This window comes from Paludisphaera soli (assembly GCF_011064595.1).
Classification (GTDB): Bacteria; Planctomycetota; Planctomycetia; order Isosphaerales; family Isosphaeraceae; genus Paludisphaera; species Paludisphaera soli.
This window is the reverse complement of sequence record NZ_JAALJI010000006.1, coordinates 99,317-114,278: the sequence shown is the minus strand read 5'-3', so window position 1 is coordinate 114,278 and position 14,962 is coordinate 99,317. Positions and strand designations below refer to the sequence as shown.

Below are 14,962 nucleotides of genomic sequence, written 5' to 3'. Positions count from 1 at the left end.
AGATTGGGTTCGTTCGACGCGCTTCGCCGTCTTTCTGGCGCGGGATCCACGTCCCGGAGTCCTCCCGGCGGACGCTCGGCGCGTGGAATCCCCTCTTATCCATCATGGGCCCGATTCGTCGAATGGCGGCGGGATTCCCTCGTCCCCGACGCTCCCGGGCTCGGCCCCGCCTCGGAATCGCTCATTGCAACCGGGGCCGGGCGATCTGTATGATGGGGCCTTGTCCCGGGCGTGTTCGGGCCTCCTTCACCCGGCGGCCCGGTTCCGGGACCGTGCGGCCGGACGGATCCACGCCGGACGCAGCGAATCGCCCCCGGGCCCGCTCGACTGGGGCCGTCGCCCGGGGCGTGATGGATGACGCAATCCATCGACCAAGCCTCTCAATCCCATTCATGTGTACGCGGCCCGACGCCGGCCTCCGCCCCCAGAGAGGGACCGCCGCGACGCCCGCGTAGGAGTGCCACGAACATGGCGTCCGTGATCCACGACGCGCTCGGCAGCGAAGCCGACGCCCTGCTGAATTACAAGTGCACGGCGATCCCCAAGGAGTCGCTGCACCTGCCCGGCCCCGACTTCGTCGATCGGATCTTCGTCCCCAGCGACCGCAACCTGCGCGTACTGGGCAACCTCTCCTGGCTGTTCAACGCCGGCCGCCTCGCCGGCACCGGCTACCTGTCGATCCTGCCGGTCGACCAGGGGATCGAGCACTCGGGCGGGGCGAGCTTCGCCAAGAACCCGGCGTACTTCGACCCCGAGAACATCGTCAAGCTCGCGATCGACGGCGGCTGCAACGCCGTCGCCAGCACGTTCGGCGTGCTCGGGATGGTGGCGCGCAAGTACGCCCACAAGATCCCGTTCATGGTGAAGATCAACCATAACGAGCTGTTGACGTTCCCGAACCAGGCCAACCAGATCATGTTCGGCAAGGTCGAGGAGGCGTACGACATGGGCGCCGCCGCGATCGGCGCCACGATCTACTTCGGCTCGCCGAACAGCGGCCGGCAGATCATCGAGGTCGCCGAGGCCTTCTACCGGGCCCACGAGCTGGGGATGGCGACGGTCCTCTGGTGCTACCTGCGGAACGACGCGTTCAAGACCGACAAGGACTACCACGTCGCCGCCGACCTCACCGGCCAGGCCAACCACCTGGGCGTGACGATCGAGGCCGACATCATCAAGCAGAAGCTCCCGGAGAACAACGGCGGCTTCAAGGCCCTGAACATGGGCGGCTCCAGCTACGGCAAGCTCGACGAGCGGATGTACACGGAGCTGTCGACCGACAACCCGATCGACCTCTGCCGCTACCAGATCCTCAACTGCTACACGGGCCGCGCCGGGCTGATCAACTCCGGCGGCGCCAGCGGCAAGAACGACTCCGCCGAGGCCATCCGGACCTCCGTCATCAACAAGCGGGCCGGCGGCATGGGCCTGATCTCCGGCCGCAAGGCCTTCCAGCGCCCCATGGCCGACGGCGTCAAGCTCCTCAACGCCATCCAGGACGTCTACCTCGACGACTCGATCACCATCGCCTGACCGCCGGAAAAAGTGCAGGGCCCCCCGGCCGACGCCGATAACAGGTGTGTCGGCAGGGACGCCGGGCCGGTCAGGGAAGACCGGATCGAGAAGGCTCTCGCCCGAAGGTCGCCCCAAGGATGGATCCGCGACCCGAAGGCTGACGGGCCAGGGAAGGCCCCGCCTCACCTTATGAGTCTGGTTCATCCGAACGCCCCGACGGCCCACCGGCCGCCGGGGCGTTCGGCGTTGAGGACGGCCGTGGCCTTCAAACGAACTCAACCCGGTCTCGAATCTCCCTGGTTTGAGTCGTTCCCAAACGGGCACGGCCAGGGTCACCGCAAGGCGAACTCAGCCTTTGTCGACGAGACCTGACCACCTCCATTCGAAGCCGCACCTCAGAAGCTCTGCGAGGGAGTCGACTCCTCGGGCCGGAACTGCGTGTCGAACGGGATGGCCTCCTTGGATCGTCGGTCGAACATCCGTGACGCCACCTCCGCTCCATCGACGCGCCTGCCGACGAAGTCGAGGGTCAGTACCTCGACCAGAGCCCAACGGACCCTCTGACGGCGGAGGTTTTCGTACTCCGTCTCGTGAGATCGACCAACCTCCAGCGCCCTTGCGAAGGCGTGGGCGAAGTCCCGAGCCCGGAAGGTCACGATGATCTCATCCCACGTATTCGTTCGGCGCGGTCGGTCGTCTATCAAGATGACCAAGAGGAGGCGGGCGCTGTAGAAGTTCATGCCTCTCCTCAGGCGAACGCGATACGCCGCCGGCGGATGGCGGCCGGAGGCGAGCCGACCGGGCTGATCTCGGTCGCCATCGACGGGAAGTTGGCCTGCTCGCTTTAGATCTTCTCGCGGGCGAGCGACGGGCCGGCCTTCGCCTGCTGCTCGGCGACGAAGCGGTCGTCCGCCTCGATGTCCGCGTCGACCTCGTCCCGGTGCGAATGGTAGTAGGCCAGGGCGGCGTAGACGGCCGGGAGTTCGAGCGTCGGATAGGTCGCCGCGATCTCCTCGGGCGACATCCCCATCTGTTCGTGCCAGACGGCGATGTGCTGCACCTTGATCCGATGGCCTGCAATGTGCGGCTTGCCGCCGCAGTAGCCCGGCCGGATCGCGATGTATTCGGCGATGACGGGGATCGTCCTCGCGGCGCTCATGAGTCGATGTCCCGTTCGCTCCGTCGGATCGTGGGAGTCTCCCGGAAGCCAGGTTAGCCGCCCGGTCCGGCGAGGTCAAACGACGCACCCAGCCCCAACCGCGCGTCTCACCGCGCCCCGACGCCGATCAGCACTCGCGCGCCGTCGCGGAGCGAGCGCTCGTAGAAGAACAACTGATTCTCGGGGGCGTCGACGACGGTCTGAAAGGGGGGTGCGTCGCCTTCCTGGAAGGTGCAGCGGAGCGTGACGCGGCCGTCGACGTCGCTCTCCAGCGTCGTCTCGGCCACCCGGCCCGCGCCCAGGTCGCAGGCCAGGGTGGAGCCGGCGGCGAGCCGCTCGCTGCGCGACTCGATCAGCCGGAAGCCGTGATCGGGCAGGATCTTCCGAAGCTGCACCCGGACCGACGTCAGCCTCGGGTCGATCGCCGACGAGTTTGGCTCCGCCTCGATCGCGAAGACCGTCACCTGGCGAGCCGGGGCGGTCGGCGAGGCCGTCGGCGCGGGCTTCGCCTCGGGAGCCGGGGGTGGCGACGACGGGCGCGGCGAACAGCCCGAAACGAGCGTCAGGCTCGCCACCAGCAGGGAGGCGGCGATGCGGCCCCCGGCGCTCGACGCCCGGGCGGGCCGCCCAGGCCACCAGTTTCCGGCCTCGACAGAGTCCGAGGCTGGAACGGTCTTCCCCCCTGGCGGGGGAAGACAGACCGCGAAGCGGTCAGATGAGGGGGGGACGCTCGCGAGGAGCTTCGGATTTCGACGCGCCGTCCGAGCGGCCACGCCCTCGGAAGGCCCCGTTGAAGCTCCGAGAGTCGTCTCGCTCGTCCCCCCCTCATCCGGCCCTGCGGGCCACCTTCCCCCGCCAGGGGGGAAGGGAATCAGCGAAAGCCGTCGCATCCTCGCCTCGTCCGGCTTGATGGTCCCCCTCATCCGGCCCTGCGGGCCACCTTCCCCCGCCGGGGGGGAAGGGGGGAGGGGCCGGTCGGGCGGGCTTCCGGCCGCGCTCACCGGGACATCGCGACGACCGGGCCGGCCATCGATTCCAGGAGGTTGAAGACGAGGTACCAGGCGTCGACGCCCGCCGCACCCGCCTGGGCGGACAGGTCGGTGGTCTGGACGACGTCGGCGTCGGAGCGGATCAGCACGAGTTGGCCTTCCTCGATCCTCACGACGGCGGTCGCCGTGCGCGAGACGAGGCCGGCGTCGGGCGCGGGGCCATCGCCCCGCAGGGCGAGGCCCACGGCCAGCAGGATCGCGGCGGCCTGCGCGGCCAGCACCAGGCCGATCGAGGCCCAGCGGCGGCCTCGGGAAGGGGCGGGGGGCATGGTCAAGGTCGCGCGCCGTTCCTCGGGGGCGTTCACGGCGGCCCAGACGCGGTCCCAGGCCTCGGCCGAGGGCGCGGGGGGGCGGGTCGCCTCCCACAGGCGTTCGAGTCGGGTCGACTCGCGGTTCTCGGCTTCTCCTCGCATCGTCTGCCATCCTCTCGATTCGACTCGATTCGATTCAATCGAGGTCCTTCAGGCGGTCCCAATCCAGCTCGGCCTGGAGCTTCTTGCGGGCGGCGCTGATCCGGCTCATCACGGTGCCGATCGGGACTTCCTGGGCCTCGGCGATCTCCTTGTAGCTCAATCCCAGCTCGGCGAAGAGGACGAAGGTGGCCCGCAAGATCGGGGACAGGTTCCCCAGCGCCACGTCGAGGGCCCGCCGGAGGTCCTGCCGATGCAGCCCCCGCGCCGGGTCGTCGTCCGGGGAGGGGCTCGCGGGCTCGCCCTCCAGGGTCACGTACTTCCGCCGCTTCCTCCGCCTCCCCTGGTCGAGGGCCGTGTTGACGACGATCCGAAGCAGCCAGAACCGGAAGCCCCCCCGGCCGTCGAACTCCGACAGCCGGGCGAAGGCCTTCATCAGCGATTCCTGCACCACGTCGAGGGCGTCGTGCTGGTCCCCCAAAAGTCGATACGCCGTGCGATACGCGTCGTCCCGATGCCGCAGGAACAGCTCCTCGCGCGCCGTCGGGTCGCCGCCGCGAGCCCGCCGGACCAGCGCTTCATCGGTGATGGATGCGGTCGCGGCGGCTTCGGGCATACGCACTCCTACCCCGACGAGACGATCCGGGCGCGTCTCCTATTCGATCGCGGGGCCCATCGGTTACACTGGGCGGCTCCTTCGTCCGACGCATCCCATTGTAACGCGAGGAGTCGCGACGCCGTGCCCGTCGACGTCCTGATCCCCGAGACCGACCTCCACGACCGCGTCCGCGAGCTGGGCCGCGAGGTCGCGCGCGACTACGCGGGCAAGCCCCTGACGATCGTGGCGGTCCTCACCGGGAGCCTGATCGCCCTGGCCGACCTGATCCGCGCCGTCGACGTCCCCCACCGCATCGGCCTGGTCCACGCCAGCAGCTATCGCGGGGCGAGCACCACGTCGTCGACCCTGGTGATCAACGAGGCCCTGGCGCCGGACGTGGCCGACCGCGACGTGCTTTTGCTGGACGACATCCTGGACACCGGCCAGACCCTCGCGGCGCTGGTCGACCACCTGGCCGTCCGGGGGGCGCGGAGCGTCAAGACGGCGGTCCTGCTGCGGAAGATCGGCCGCCAGACGACGCCGATCGAGCCGGACTACTGCGGGTTCACGATCCCCGACGCCTTCGTGGTCGGCTACGGGCTGGACTACGACGACGACTACCGCCACCTGCCCTTCGTCGGCATCCTCAAGGACTGAGCGCCGACCGTGAGCGACACCCCGCCCCCCCTCAAGCTGGCCCTGATCTCCCGCCGCTACCCGCCGCTCATCGGCGGGGCCGAGCGCGTGCTGGGCTACCTGGCCGAGGCCCTGGCGCGCGAGGGGGACGACGTCTCGGTCCTGACCTCGGCGGTGGGCGAGGCCGCCGGGCTACCGGCGCGCGAGGCGGTCGACCACCCGAGGTCGAAGGGGGGCGGCCGGCTGACGATCCACCGGCTGGAGACCTCCCGGCTGCGGTTCGTCGGCACCTGGCTGTACATGCGGAACCTCCGCCGCTGGCTGGAGGCGAACCCGGTGGACCTGGCGTACGTCTCGATGCTCAAGCACGACGCCCACGTCGCCGTGGACGTCGGCCGTCGCCGCGGCTTCCCGGTCGTCCTCCGCCCCGAGGGCGCCGGCGAGACCGGCGATCTCGCCTGGCAGGCGCGGGGGAACTTCGGCGCGCGGATCGCCCGCCGCTGCAAGCAGGCCGACGCCTTCGTCGCCATCTCGAAGGCCGTCCGCGGCGAGCTGGTCGCCGCCGGCTACGACGAGGCGCGGATCCACGACCTGCCCAACGGCGTGCCGATCCCCGCCCGCCCCTGGCAGCGCCGGGGGAGCTGGCAGGAGGCCCCGCACGCCCTGTTCGTCGGCCGGCTCGCGCCCGAGAAGGGGCTCGATTCGCTGATCCGGGCCTGGCCGAGCGTCCGCGAGACGTTCCCGGCCGCGCGGCTGACGCTCGCCGGCGAGGGGCCGGAGCGGCCGGGACTCGAACGCCTGGCCCGCGAGCTGGGCCAGCAAGCCGCGATCGCGCTCCCCGGCGCGACCGACGACGTGGAGGCCGCCCTGCGGGGGGCCGACCTGTTCGTGCTGCCGTCGACCGAGGAGGGGATGAGCATCGCCTTGATGGAGGCCATGGCGGTCGGCCTGCCGGTCGTCGCCTCGGCGATCCCGGGCAACCGCCGGCTGATCGCCGACTTCAAGCACGGCCGGCTCGCCCCGCCGCGCGACCCCGACGCGCTCGCCCGGACGATCGTCGAGCAGTGGTCGACCTTCGACCGGGCCTTCCACATGAGCCGCGCGGCGCGGGGGCGCGTGGAGCAGCAGTTCTCGATCCGGGCCGTCGCGCGAACGCATCGGCAACTGTTCCAGGAACTGATCGCCCGGAAGCGATCGGGTTGAAGCGAGGTCTCCCGACGTGCTCAAGGTCTTGCAGCTGATCCCGACGCTCGATCGCTCGGGCGCCGAGAAGCAGATGGTCATGCTCTCCAAGGGCCTCCCGCGCGACCGCTTCCAGGTCGAGGCGGCCGTCCTCACGCGCGGGGGCCCGCTGGAGGCCGAGCTGGCCGCCGCCGGCGTGCCGGTCCGGTCGATCGCCAAGCGGTTCAAGGTCGACCCGTTCGCCCTCCGGCGGCTGACGCGGCTGATGAAGGCGGGCGAGTTCGACGTGGTGCAGACCTGGATCTTCGCCGCCAACGCCTACGGCCGGATCGCCGCCCGTCGCGCGGGGGTGCCGGTGGTGGTCACCGCCGAGATGGCCGTCGACCTCTGGAAGGGGCGGGTCGAGAAGGCCGTCGACCGGAGGCTGGCGACGGCCTGCGACAAGCTCGTCGGCAACTCGAACGCCGTGGTCGACTACTACCGGGGCCTCGGCGTGCCCGAGGATCGGCTGGAGATGATCTACTCGGGGATCGCCGACGAGCCGCCGCCGGCCGTCGACCCGGCGGCCGTCCGCGTCGAGATCGGGTTCCCGCCCGACGCCAAGCTCGCCCTCTTCGCCGGCCGGCTCGCCCCCCAGAAGCGGGTGGTGGACCTGCTGAAGGTGCTGGACCTGCTCCAGCACGTCCAGCCCGACCTCCGCACCGCGATCGTCGGCGACGGCCCGATGCGCCGGGAGCTGGAGAAGAAGGTCGTGCAGTACGAGCTGACCGAGAGGGTCCGCTTCCTCGGCCACCGGGATGACGTCCCGCGCCTGATGGCGGCCGCCGACGTGGTGGTGCTGCCGAGCGAGTACGAGGGGCTCCCCAACGTGGTGCTGGAGGCGATGATGCTGGGCAAGCCCGTCGTCGCGACCTCCGCGCCGGGGACGACCGAGGTGGTCGTCGACGGCGTGACCGGCCTGCTGGCCCCGATCGGGAACCTCCCGCTCCTCGCGCGAGCCCTCCGCGACCTGGTCCGCGACCCCCGCCGCGCCCGGGCCCTCGGCGCCGCCGGCCGCGAACGCGCCCTGGCCGAGTTCCGCGCCGACGCCATGGTCGCCCATTTCGCCGAGCTGTACGAACGCCTCGCCGCCGCCAAGGGCCTGGCCGTCCGTCACGAAGTCCGGATCTCCCAAGCTCCTTCCCCCCTGGCGGGGGAAGGTGGCCCGTAGGGCCGGATGAGGGGGGGACGAGTGAAACGACTCTCGGAGTTCCGACAGGTCGCTCCGAGGCCGTCGGCCGCGCCGGTGGGGAGGCGGAATCCGAAACTCCCCGCGGGCGTCCCCCCCTCATCCGACCCCTGCGGGGTCTGCCTTCCCCCGCCAGGGGGGAAGGCGTCAAATCATAATCACTTCGCGATGTCGAACCAGTCCCCCGGCTCCAGGACGACCGGCTGCGCGGAGGTCTCCTTCTTCACGCGCTCGGCCCAGGCTTGCGCGTCCTGGGCGATGGCGGGGAAGGTGTTGTAGTGGATGGGGATGACGTATCTGGGCTTGAGGAGCTTCACGGCGCGGATGGAGTCGTCGACGCCCATGGTGTAGTAGTCGCCGATGGGGAGCAGGGCCAGGTCGAGGCCCTCCTCGCCGATCAGGGCCATGTCGCCGAAGAGGGCGGTGTCGGCGGCGTCGTAGACCTTCGTCCCGTCGGGGAAGGTCAGGACGAAGCCGCAGGGATTGCCGCCGTTGGAGCCGTCGGGCAGGGCGGAGCCGTGGAAGGCGAGCGTCAGCTTGACGCGGAGCCAGTCGGCGAACGTGAACCCGCCGCCGTGCTGCAGGCCCTCCACCTTCTCCAGTCCCTGCTCGGGCTTCTGCAACCAGCCGCTGATCTCGTAATTCGTGGCGACGGTCGCCCCGGTCCGTTTGGCGATCGCCACCGCGTCGCCGACGTGGTCCTCGTGGCCGTGCGAGATCAGGATCAGGTCGGCTAGCGCGTCCTCAGGCTTGATGGCGGCCTTGGGGTTGCCGGTCAGGAACGGGTCGATGAGGACGTGCTTGCCGTCGTTCTCGAACAGCAGGGCGGAATGGCCGAGCCAGCGCAAGCGGGTGGACATGAGGGTCTCGTCTCTTCGGGCCTTGTGCGAACCGTCGGGACGTCGCTCGACGCCCGCGAGCCCATCATAACCCGCGAATCCCGGGCCGCCACCGCCCCGGCCGCTCGGCTCGTCAGGGCGCCTTCGCCGTCGAGTTCCCCTCGGCGTCGTAGCCCGGGAGGGGAGGGAGCCCCAGGTGCTTCCGCAGGAACGCGACCGACTTCACGACGGAGGTCGCCCAGGCCTGGGGCTCGCCCCCGCCGCCGTGGGTCCCGCCTTCGATCGTGAACAGCTCGGCCTCGACGCCGACCTTCGCGGCCGCTTCCCGGAACCTCGTCGCCTGGTCGTAAGGGACCAGCTCGTCCTTGGTCCCGTGGATCAGAAGCACCGGCGCATCGCCGGCGTTCAGGTGGGAGAGGGGGCTCGCCCGATCCTGGGCGTCGCGGTCGGCCTTGCGGTCCTGGCCGAGCAGGTCCTCCACCATGTAGCGCGAGGCGTCCGGGAAGTGCGGCGACAGGTCGGTCGGCCCGGCGATCGAGACGGCGGCCTTCACGGCGCTCGACGTGGCCTCCTTCGGGTCCTCGTCGGCGGTCGTCGCCAGCAAGAGGGCCAGGTGGGCCCCGGCCGAGCCCCCCATCACGGCGACCCGGTCCGGGTCGAGCTTCCGCTCCTTCGCATGCTCGCGGACGTATCGCACGGCCGCCTTCACGTCGTCGAGCTGCGCCGGGAACGGGTGCTTGGGGGCGAACCGATACTGCACCGAGACCGCCGCGCAGCCCTGCTGGGCCAGGCTGAAGAGGGCCTCGCGGAAATCCTTCCGGTCCCCCGCGCGCCAGCCGCCGCCGTGGATGCAGACGACCACCGGGAACGGCCCGTCGCCCTCCTTCGGCCGCGCGAAGTCCATCCGCAGCGTCTCGCCCACCTCGCGATAGACCACGTCCGGCTCGTACACGATCGAGTCCGGCGGAGTCGGCTCGCGACGCGCCAGGGCGAGCGCCGATCCCAGGGCCATCAACACCACCAGGACCGCCCATTTCCACCAGATCTTCACGGCCGTCGCCCCCTTCGCATCGGAGAAATCCCCCGCGGAGACTACCCGCGTCGCCGTCCTCGGGTTTCGACGGCCCGGGTCTGCCGCATCGAATCCGATTTTTTGGACACCCAAACAAAGGAATTGCCAGAATGCCGACGGCATTCTACATTGGCTGACACGGCAAAAGGGCATCATCCGAATCCTGGAGGATCGTGGCGTGGAGTCGGAATGCGGAGAGCGGCGGGGGGCGGCGAGGGCGGCGTTCACGTTGATCGAGCTTTTGGTGGTGATCGCGATCATCGCGGTGCTCATCGCGCTGTTGCTGCCGGCGGTGCAGTCGGCGCGCGAGGCGGCGCGGCGGGCGCAATGCACGAACAACCTGAAGCAGCTCGGGCTGGGGATGCACAATTACGAGAGCGCCTTCGCGTGCTTCCCGCCCGGCTACATGACGAGGACGGGGGGCGGGGGCGTGCACGGCCAGCCCGACGCCGTCACGCTCGACGCCGGGCCCGGCTGGGCCTACGGCGCGGCGATCCTGGCGTACATGGAGCAGGCCCCCGTGTATCAGGCCCTGAACGTGAACCTGCCGTGCGGGTCGGCGGAGAACAGCACCGGGGCCCGGACCTCGCTGGCGGCGTTCCTCTGCCCGTCGGTGAGCGAGCCGAGCCGGGCGTTCGACGTGAAGGACCAGCCGGGCGCGGTGCTGACCCGGTTCGCGCGGTCGCACTACGTCCTCAACGCCGGCAACGACGAGCCCTGGGGGTACGCGATCCCGGACCAGCGCACGGTGGCCGACGGCCCTTTCTTCCGCAACTCGCTCACCACGATCGCCAGCATCACCGACGGCCTGAGCAACACCCTGTTCATGGGGGAGCACTCGCCGATCCTCAGCGACAAGACCTGGGTCGGCGTGGTCCCCGGGGCCGTGGTCTGCCCGACCCCCCGGTTCGCGCTCTCGCTCTGCGACTACGCCGCGACCCTGGTGCTGACCCACACCGGGCCCGCGGCCGGCGAGGGGGGGATCATCCACCCGCCCAACGCGCGGTCGAATCACGTCTGCCAGATGTACTCCGAGCACCCCGGCGGGACGAACGCCCTGCTGGGCGACGGCAGCGTCCGATTCATCAAGGAATCGATCAACCAGCGGGCGTGGGCCGCGATCGGCACCTGTCGCGGGGGGGAGGTCGTCGGTGGCGATGAGTATTGAGGCCCGCGCGAGGACGGCCGTCGCCGCGACGCTCCTGACGGCGCTCGCGTGCGGCCTCGCCGGCTGCGGCGTCGAGCAGGTCGCCCCCGAGCACCGCGAGATCATCCTCCAGCTCGCCACGGCGACCTCCACCCGCGACCCGAAGCTGCTCGAGACGGCCGCCGCCGAGATCGACCGCCTGGCCGCCGCGAAGGAGCTGGGCGACGGCGAGGGCCGCGCCTTCGGCGCGATCCGCGAGGCCGCCGCGTCCGGCGACTGGGACCGCGCCCGCGACCTCGCCTACGCCCTCCGCGACGGCCAGGAGCCCACCGCCGAGGACCTCGACCGCGTCGCCAAGCGGACCCTCCGCGCCCCGCGACAGGTCGAGACGAAGGGGAAGGCCCACCGCTGACGGTCGCGGAGACCTCCTTCGCCGCGACCCCTCCGCCATCCCGCTCGTGGACCGCGACCGGCTCGGGACCATCGCAGACTTTGGAGTTGGCTGCCACGGGTTCTCCGAACCCGTGGCACCCGGAAGGCCTTCCTCACGACTCGGAGGAGTTCGGGAAGGCGGCTCGAAGGACTCCGGGGCCGCTGACCGTCCCTGGCGAATTGCCCGCCGTCGGCCCGTGTGCTAACGTCGCCGGCATGAACACGAACCGAACCTTCGGGCCGGCCGTCGCTCTGGTCGCCGCGTGCCTGGGCGGCGCGGCGGCGGACGAGCCGGCCCGCCAGACCTTCCGCATCCGACCCGTGCGGCCCATCGCCGAGATCCGCGCCGAGGCCCTGGCCGCGAAGCCGCCCAAGGAGAAGGGCGAGTTCGCCACGGCCGACCTCGTCGACCTGGCGACCCTCGACCCCCGGATCAAGCTGGAGATCCGCTACGCCACGGCGGACAACTTCCTGGGCGTCCCCGTCTACACGACCCCCCGGGCCTTCCTCCAGCGGCCGGCGGCCGAGGCCCTGAAGCGAGCCCAGGCGAAGCTTGCGGCGCAGGGCTTCGGCCTTTTAATCTACGACGGCTACCGCCCCTGGCACGTCACCAAGATCTTCCGCGAGGCCACCCCCGCGCAATACCACGACTTCGTCGCCGACCCCGCCAAGGGCTCGCGCCACAACCGCGGCTGCGCCGTCGACCTGACGCTCTACGACATCAAGACCGGCGAGCCCGTCGACATGCCCACCGGCTACGACGACTTCACCGAGCGCGCCTACTCCGACGCCCCCGCCACCCCCGCCCAGGCCGCCCACCGCGCCGCGCTCCGGAAAGCCCTGGAGGCCGAGGGCTTCCTCCACCTCCCCGAGGAGTGGTGGCACTACGATTACAAGGACTGGAAGCGGTATCCGATCCAGAACGTCGAGTTCGAGAAGCTCGAAGCCGGGAAGTGAAGCCGGTGGAATCACGAGGACCAGCAGCCATGACGCACGTCCCCGACCCGCCGCCCGGCCCGAGCCCGCGGCGCTGGCGGCCGCGACTCAGCGTCCGGGCGATGATGGCGGTCGTCCTCGGCGTCGCCGTGCTGTTGGGTTGGCCGATCCGGCGGGCGAACGTGCAGCGTCGCGCCGTCGAAGCCATCAAGAAGGCCGACCCGCGAGCCTTTTTCTCCTACGATTATCAATCTCCGGGAGGCAAGGGTTACGACCCGATGGCGACCCCGCCGGCGCCGACCTGGCTGAGGCGGCTCCTCGGCGATGAATTCTTCCAGGAAGTTGACAGCGTGACCGTGGTCGGCCCGGCGACCGAAGACGAACTGGCCCCCCTCCACGACTTCGGAAGGCTGCGGAGCCTGTACATCCGCGACACCTCCGGGATCGGCGACGGCTCGGCTCTGCTCCGGGACCTGCGAAATCTCGAATCCCTCCAACTCCTCAATCCAGGGGTCCAGGATTCCTGGCTGGTGCACCTGCCGAGCCTGACCAACCTGAGACACCTGGACCTGGGGGGCACGAGCGTCACCGACGACGGCCTCGCCAGGCTCGCGCGACTCGTCGACCTCGAGTACCTCGTGGTGACCGGCGAGGGGCGGATGGCGCCGGGTCGGCCACGAATCGAAGTCAATCGGGTCACGGACGCGGGGCTCGCCCATCTCGCCGGCCTCCACCGATTGAAAGTGTTGAAAATCTCGCAGGCCCCCGGAGTGGCGGATCTGGCCCGCCTGGATCCGCGCACCAACCTGACCGCCCTGCGGACCCTGGACCTCCGCGACACCGGCTTGACGGACGAAGGGCTCGCCAGTCTCGCGGGGATGCCGTCCCTGGCTGTTCTCACCCTCGCGTCGACGTCGATCACGGACGCCGGGCTGAAACACCTGGCCGGATCGACGGGGCTCGGCTTTATGGACCTTTCCGACACCGACGTGACCGACGCGGGGCTGGCCCATCTCGCTCCGCTGAAAAGGCTCCAGAAGTTGCAACTGAGCGGCACGAAGGTCACGAAGGCCGGAATCGAAGCGTTGCGGGAGGCGCTCCCGAAGCTCCAGATTCTCCACACGACGGGCGGCGGGAGCGGCCGCGCCTTGCAGCCTTGAACGACTCGCGGCAAGCCGCCCGGGAAGGGTCCTGGGCGATCATCGCAGCCCTATCGGAGAAGTCGATCGTGATCCAACGTCCGTGCAAGGTCCTGTGGGTCGGGCTGTTGACCTTGGGGGCGGCGTCACCGCCCTCGCGCGTCGCCGCTTCCGAAGTCTCCACGCGCGATTATCCGTCGATCCAGGCGGCGATCGACGCCAACCCGGGCAAGGTGGTCGAGGTGCCGTCGGGCGTGCATGAGATCCGCGAGACCCTCCGCATCGGCGGCGAGGGGGGCGGGCTGGTCGGACGCGGTCGGATCGTGCAGATGGACGCCGCGAAGGCGATCGTCCGCATCGACCACGCCGACGGCGCCGTCCTCCAGGGGCTCACGCTGACCCGGCCCGAGGGGGCGCGCGAGACGACGGCCGAGGCGGTGCTGATCACGGATTCGGTCGACGTGACGCTGGCCGACCTGCGGGTGATCGACAACCAGACGCGCTCGGGCGCGATCTCGGTGCGGAGCTGCCGGGGGACGCAGGTGCGCGACTGTCTCGTGAAGAACTACCAGCGCGTCGACGTCGACGACCGGACCGACACGCCCGACCAGGGCTTCGCCTTCAAGTGCATCATCGGCACGGGCATCCTGGTGGACGACAGCCAGGGGACGCTCATCCGGGGCAACCGCGTCCGCGAGGACCGGCTCGTCGCCACGCCCGAGGTCAAGAAGCAGTTCGAACTCGGCCGGATCATCAAGAAGAACGCCGTCCGGGGCCGGATCGCCAGCGCCCGCGACTGGGAGCGCGGCGAGACCGACAACTGGATGCAGGGCACCGCCATCTTCGTCGGCGGGCCCCGGACGACGGATTGCGCGCAGGTGATCGGCAACCTCGTCGAGCGTGCGGGGCAGGGGTTCGACATCCACGCCGACCACGTCGTCCTGTCGCAGAACATCGTGAACGACGCCCTCATCGGCATGAAGGCGATGCACGGTTCGAGGCATGTCATCGTCTCCAACAATCAATTCATCAAGAACTCGCTCTGGAGCATCGGCATGATGCCCGGGGCCGCCTCGCTCCCCGCCCGAGCCGCCGAGGGTTCCGACCCCGCCCGCGCGGCGAACGTGGACGGCGGCTCGATCATCGCCAACAACGTAATCAGCGACTTCGGGATGGGCCAGACGAACTGGATCTGGGGCGAGGACCACCTCGGCTGCCCGATCCGGTTCGACCACGCCCAGGTCCCCGAAAATCCGCCGCTCGCCGACGTGGTCGTCACCGGCAACGTCGTCTACGACACCGGCCGCGACGCGATCCTCAAGGACGGCAAGCCCGAGGTCGTCCCCCCGCGCTACCGCTTCGCCGTCCTGATCGAGCCCGGCGACTCCACGCCCGTCGGCCTGCACTTCTCCAGCAACATCCTCCATCCCGGCGTCCACGGCGTCTCCAACGCCGAGTTGACTCCCTGATTGCGCGGCCTCCGGGGCACGAGCGTGGAGTCGCGTCAAAGCGGTGTTCGGGCTTCGGTATCGACGGCCCGGGTGGGGCGGCCCGTGGCGAACGCGGGCGTGAAGCTCGGCGACTTCGGGCCGCGGTGATCCTCGCCGTGTGGGGATCGTC

Annotated in this window: 16 protein-coding genes; 9 read left to right on the top strand and 7 right to left on the bottom strand. The window is 70.3% G+C overall.

All coding sequences use genetic code 11. The features are described from left to right. Window positions 1-468: 468 nt before the first annotated feature. Window positions 469-1,533 (top strand): class I fructose-bisphosphate aldolase, encoded by a 1,065-nt coding sequence (locus G6O68_RS10075; protein ID WP_165247231.1) that lies wholly within the window; start codon window positions 469-471, stop codon window positions 1,531-1,533. A gap of 377 nt (window positions 1,534-1,910) precedes the next feature. Here G6O68_RS10075 and G6O68_RS10070 read toward each other — a convergent pair whose 3' ends face one another. The 5 genes from G6O68_RS10070 to G6O68_RS10050 form a co-directional block, all read right to left on the bottom strand. After that, window positions 1,911-2,255, bottom strand: a complete 345-nt coding sequence (locus tag G6O68_RS10070; RefSeq protein ID WP_165247229.1) for a DUF4288 domain-containing protein — start codon at window positions 2,253-2,255, stop codon at window positions 1,911-1,913. A 104-nt stretch (window positions 2,256-2,359) separates the two neighbouring features. Beyond that, entirely contained in the window at window positions 2,360-2,674 is a 315-nt protein-coding gene (locus tag G6O68_RS10065) for a DUF433 domain-containing protein (RefSeq protein ID WP_165247227.1), read from the bottom strand. 107 nt (window positions 2,675-2,781) lie between these two features. Further along, the gene (locus G6O68_RS10060; protein ID WP_165247225.1) at window positions 2,782-3,138 is read right to left on the bottom strand and encodes a hypothetical protein; all 357 of its coding nucleotides are present in this window, start codon (window positions 3,136-3,138) and stop codon (window positions 2,782-2,784) included. Between the two features lie 533 nt (window positions 3,139-3,671). After that, entirely contained in the window at window positions 3,672-4,136 is a 465-nt protein-coding gene (locus tag G6O68_RS10055) for a hypothetical protein (RefSeq protein ID WP_165247223.1), read from the bottom strand. Window positions 4,137-4,170: 34 nt separating this feature from the next. Further along, window positions 4,171-4,749 carry an RNA polymerase sigma factor gene (locus G6O68_RS10050; protein WP_165247221.1) on the bottom strand — a complete coding sequence of 193 codons (579 nt, stop codon included), beginning with the start codon at window positions 4,747-4,749 and terminating at the stop codon, window positions 4,171-4,173. Window positions 4,750-4,872: 123 nt separating this feature from the next. Here G6O68_RS10050 and hpt point away from each other — a divergent pair, with 123 nt between their 5' ends. From hpt to G6O68_RS10035, 3 genes are read left to right on the top strand one after another with little or no spacing between them, the layout of a single operon-like run. Further along, window positions 4,873-5,388 (top strand): hypoxanthine phosphoribosyltransferase, encoded by a 516-nt coding sequence (hpt, locus tag G6O68_RS10045; RefSeq protein WP_240911113.1) that lies wholly within the window; start codon window positions 4,873-4,875, stop codon window positions 5,386-5,388. 9 nt (window positions 5,389-5,397) lie between these two features. Then, a complete protein-coding gene (locus G6O68_RS10040; RefSeq protein ID WP_165247217.1) occupies window positions 5,398-6,570 on the top strand; it encodes a glycosyltransferase family 4 protein in 1,173 nt (390 codons plus the stop codon). Between the two features lie 16 nt (window positions 6,571-6,586). Beyond that, on the top strand, window positions 6,587-7,759 hold the full coding sequence (locus G6O68_RS10035) for a glycosyltransferase (protein ID WP_165247215.1): 1,173 nt from the start codon (window positions 6,587-6,589) through the stop codon (window positions 7,757-7,759). A gap of 176 nt (window positions 7,760-7,935) precedes the next feature. Here the strand turns inward: G6O68_RS10035 and G6O68_RS10030 are convergent, their stop codons facing one another. Beyond that, entirely contained in the window at window positions 7,936-8,637 is a 702-nt protein-coding gene (locus G6O68_RS10030; RefSeq protein ID WP_165247213.1) for a metal-dependent hydrolase, read from the bottom strand. A gap of 112 nt (window positions 8,638-8,749) precedes the next feature. Next, a complete protein-coding gene (locus tag G6O68_RS10025) occupies window positions 8,750-9,667 on the bottom strand; it encodes an alpha/beta hydrolase (RefSeq protein ID WP_165247211.1) in 918 nt (305 codons plus the stop codon). Window positions 9,668-9,866: 199 nt separating this feature from the next. Between G6O68_RS10025 and G6O68_RS10020 the strand changes: the two genes are divergently transcribed. From G6O68_RS10020 to G6O68_RS10000, 5 genes are all read left to right on the top strand, one after another. Next, window positions 9,867-10,856 carry a DUF1559 family PulG-like putative transporter gene (locus G6O68_RS10020; RefSeq protein ID WP_165247209.1) on the top strand — a complete coding sequence of 330 codons (990 nt, stop codon included), beginning with the start codon at window positions 9,867-9,869 and terminating at the stop codon, window positions 10,854-10,856. Continuing rightward, window positions 10,840-11,247, top strand: a complete 408-nt coding sequence (locus G6O68_RS10015; RefSeq protein ID WP_165247207.1) for a hypothetical protein — start codon at window positions 10,840-10,842, stop codon at window positions 11,245-11,247. Before G6O68_RS10020 ends, G6O68_RS10015 begins: the two co-directional genes overlap by 17 nt. 236 nt (window positions 11,248-11,483) lie before the next feature. Further along, window positions 11,484-12,224, top strand: coding sequence for a M15 family metallopeptidase (locus G6O68_RS10010; protein WP_165247205.1), 741 nt, complete (start codon window positions 11,484-11,486; stop codon window positions 12,222-12,224). A gap of 29 nt (window positions 12,225-12,253) precedes the next feature. After that, the gene (locus tag G6O68_RS10005) at window positions 12,254-13,363 is read left to right on the top strand and encodes a leucine-rich repeat domain-containing protein (RefSeq protein WP_165247203.1); all 1,110 of its coding nucleotides are present in this window, start codon (window positions 12,254-12,256) and stop codon (window positions 13,361-13,363) included. Between the two features lie 68 nt (window positions 13,364-13,431). Next, window positions 13,432-14,811: a right-handed parallel beta-helix repeat-containing protein gene (locus G6O68_RS10000; RefSeq protein ID WP_165247201.1), complete on the top strand. Its 1,380-nt coding sequence runs from the start codon at window positions 13,432-13,434 to the stop codon at window positions 14,809-14,811. Window positions 14,812-14,962: the final 151 nt, after the last annotated feature.

Coding starts and splice junctions, on each gene's coding strand:
- G6O68_RS10055 (WP_165247223.1), bottom strand. CDS start 4,136: ATGCGAGGAGAAGCCGAGAACCGCGAGTCGACCCGACTCGAACGCCTG.
- G6O68_RS10010 (WP_165247205.1), top strand. CDS start 11,484: ATGAACACGAACCGAACCTTCGGGCCGGCCGTCGCTCTGGTCGCCGCG.
- G6O68_RS10075 (WP_165247231.1), top strand. CDS start 469: ATGGCGTCCGTGATCCACGACGCGCTCGGCAGCGAAGCCGACGCCCTG.
- G6O68_RS10005 (WP_165247203.1), top strand. CDS start 12,254: ATGACGCACGTCCCCGACCCGCCGCCCGGCCCGAGCCCGCGGCGCTGG.
- G6O68_RS10065 (WP_165247227.1), bottom strand. CDS start 2,674: ATGAGCGCCGCGAGGACGATCCCCGTCATCGCCGAATACATCGCGATC.
- G6O68_RS10050 (WP_165247221.1), bottom strand. CDS start 4,749: ATGCCCGAAGCCGCCGCGACCGCATCCATCACCGATGAAGCGCTGGTC.
- G6O68_RS10070 (WP_165247229.1), bottom strand. CDS start 2,255: ATGAACTTCTACAGCGCCCGCCTCCTCTTGGTCATCTTGATAGACGAC.
- G6O68_RS10030 (WP_165247213.1), bottom strand. CDS start 8,637: ATGTCCACCCGCTTGCGCTGGCTCGGCCATTCCGCCCTGCTGTTCGAG.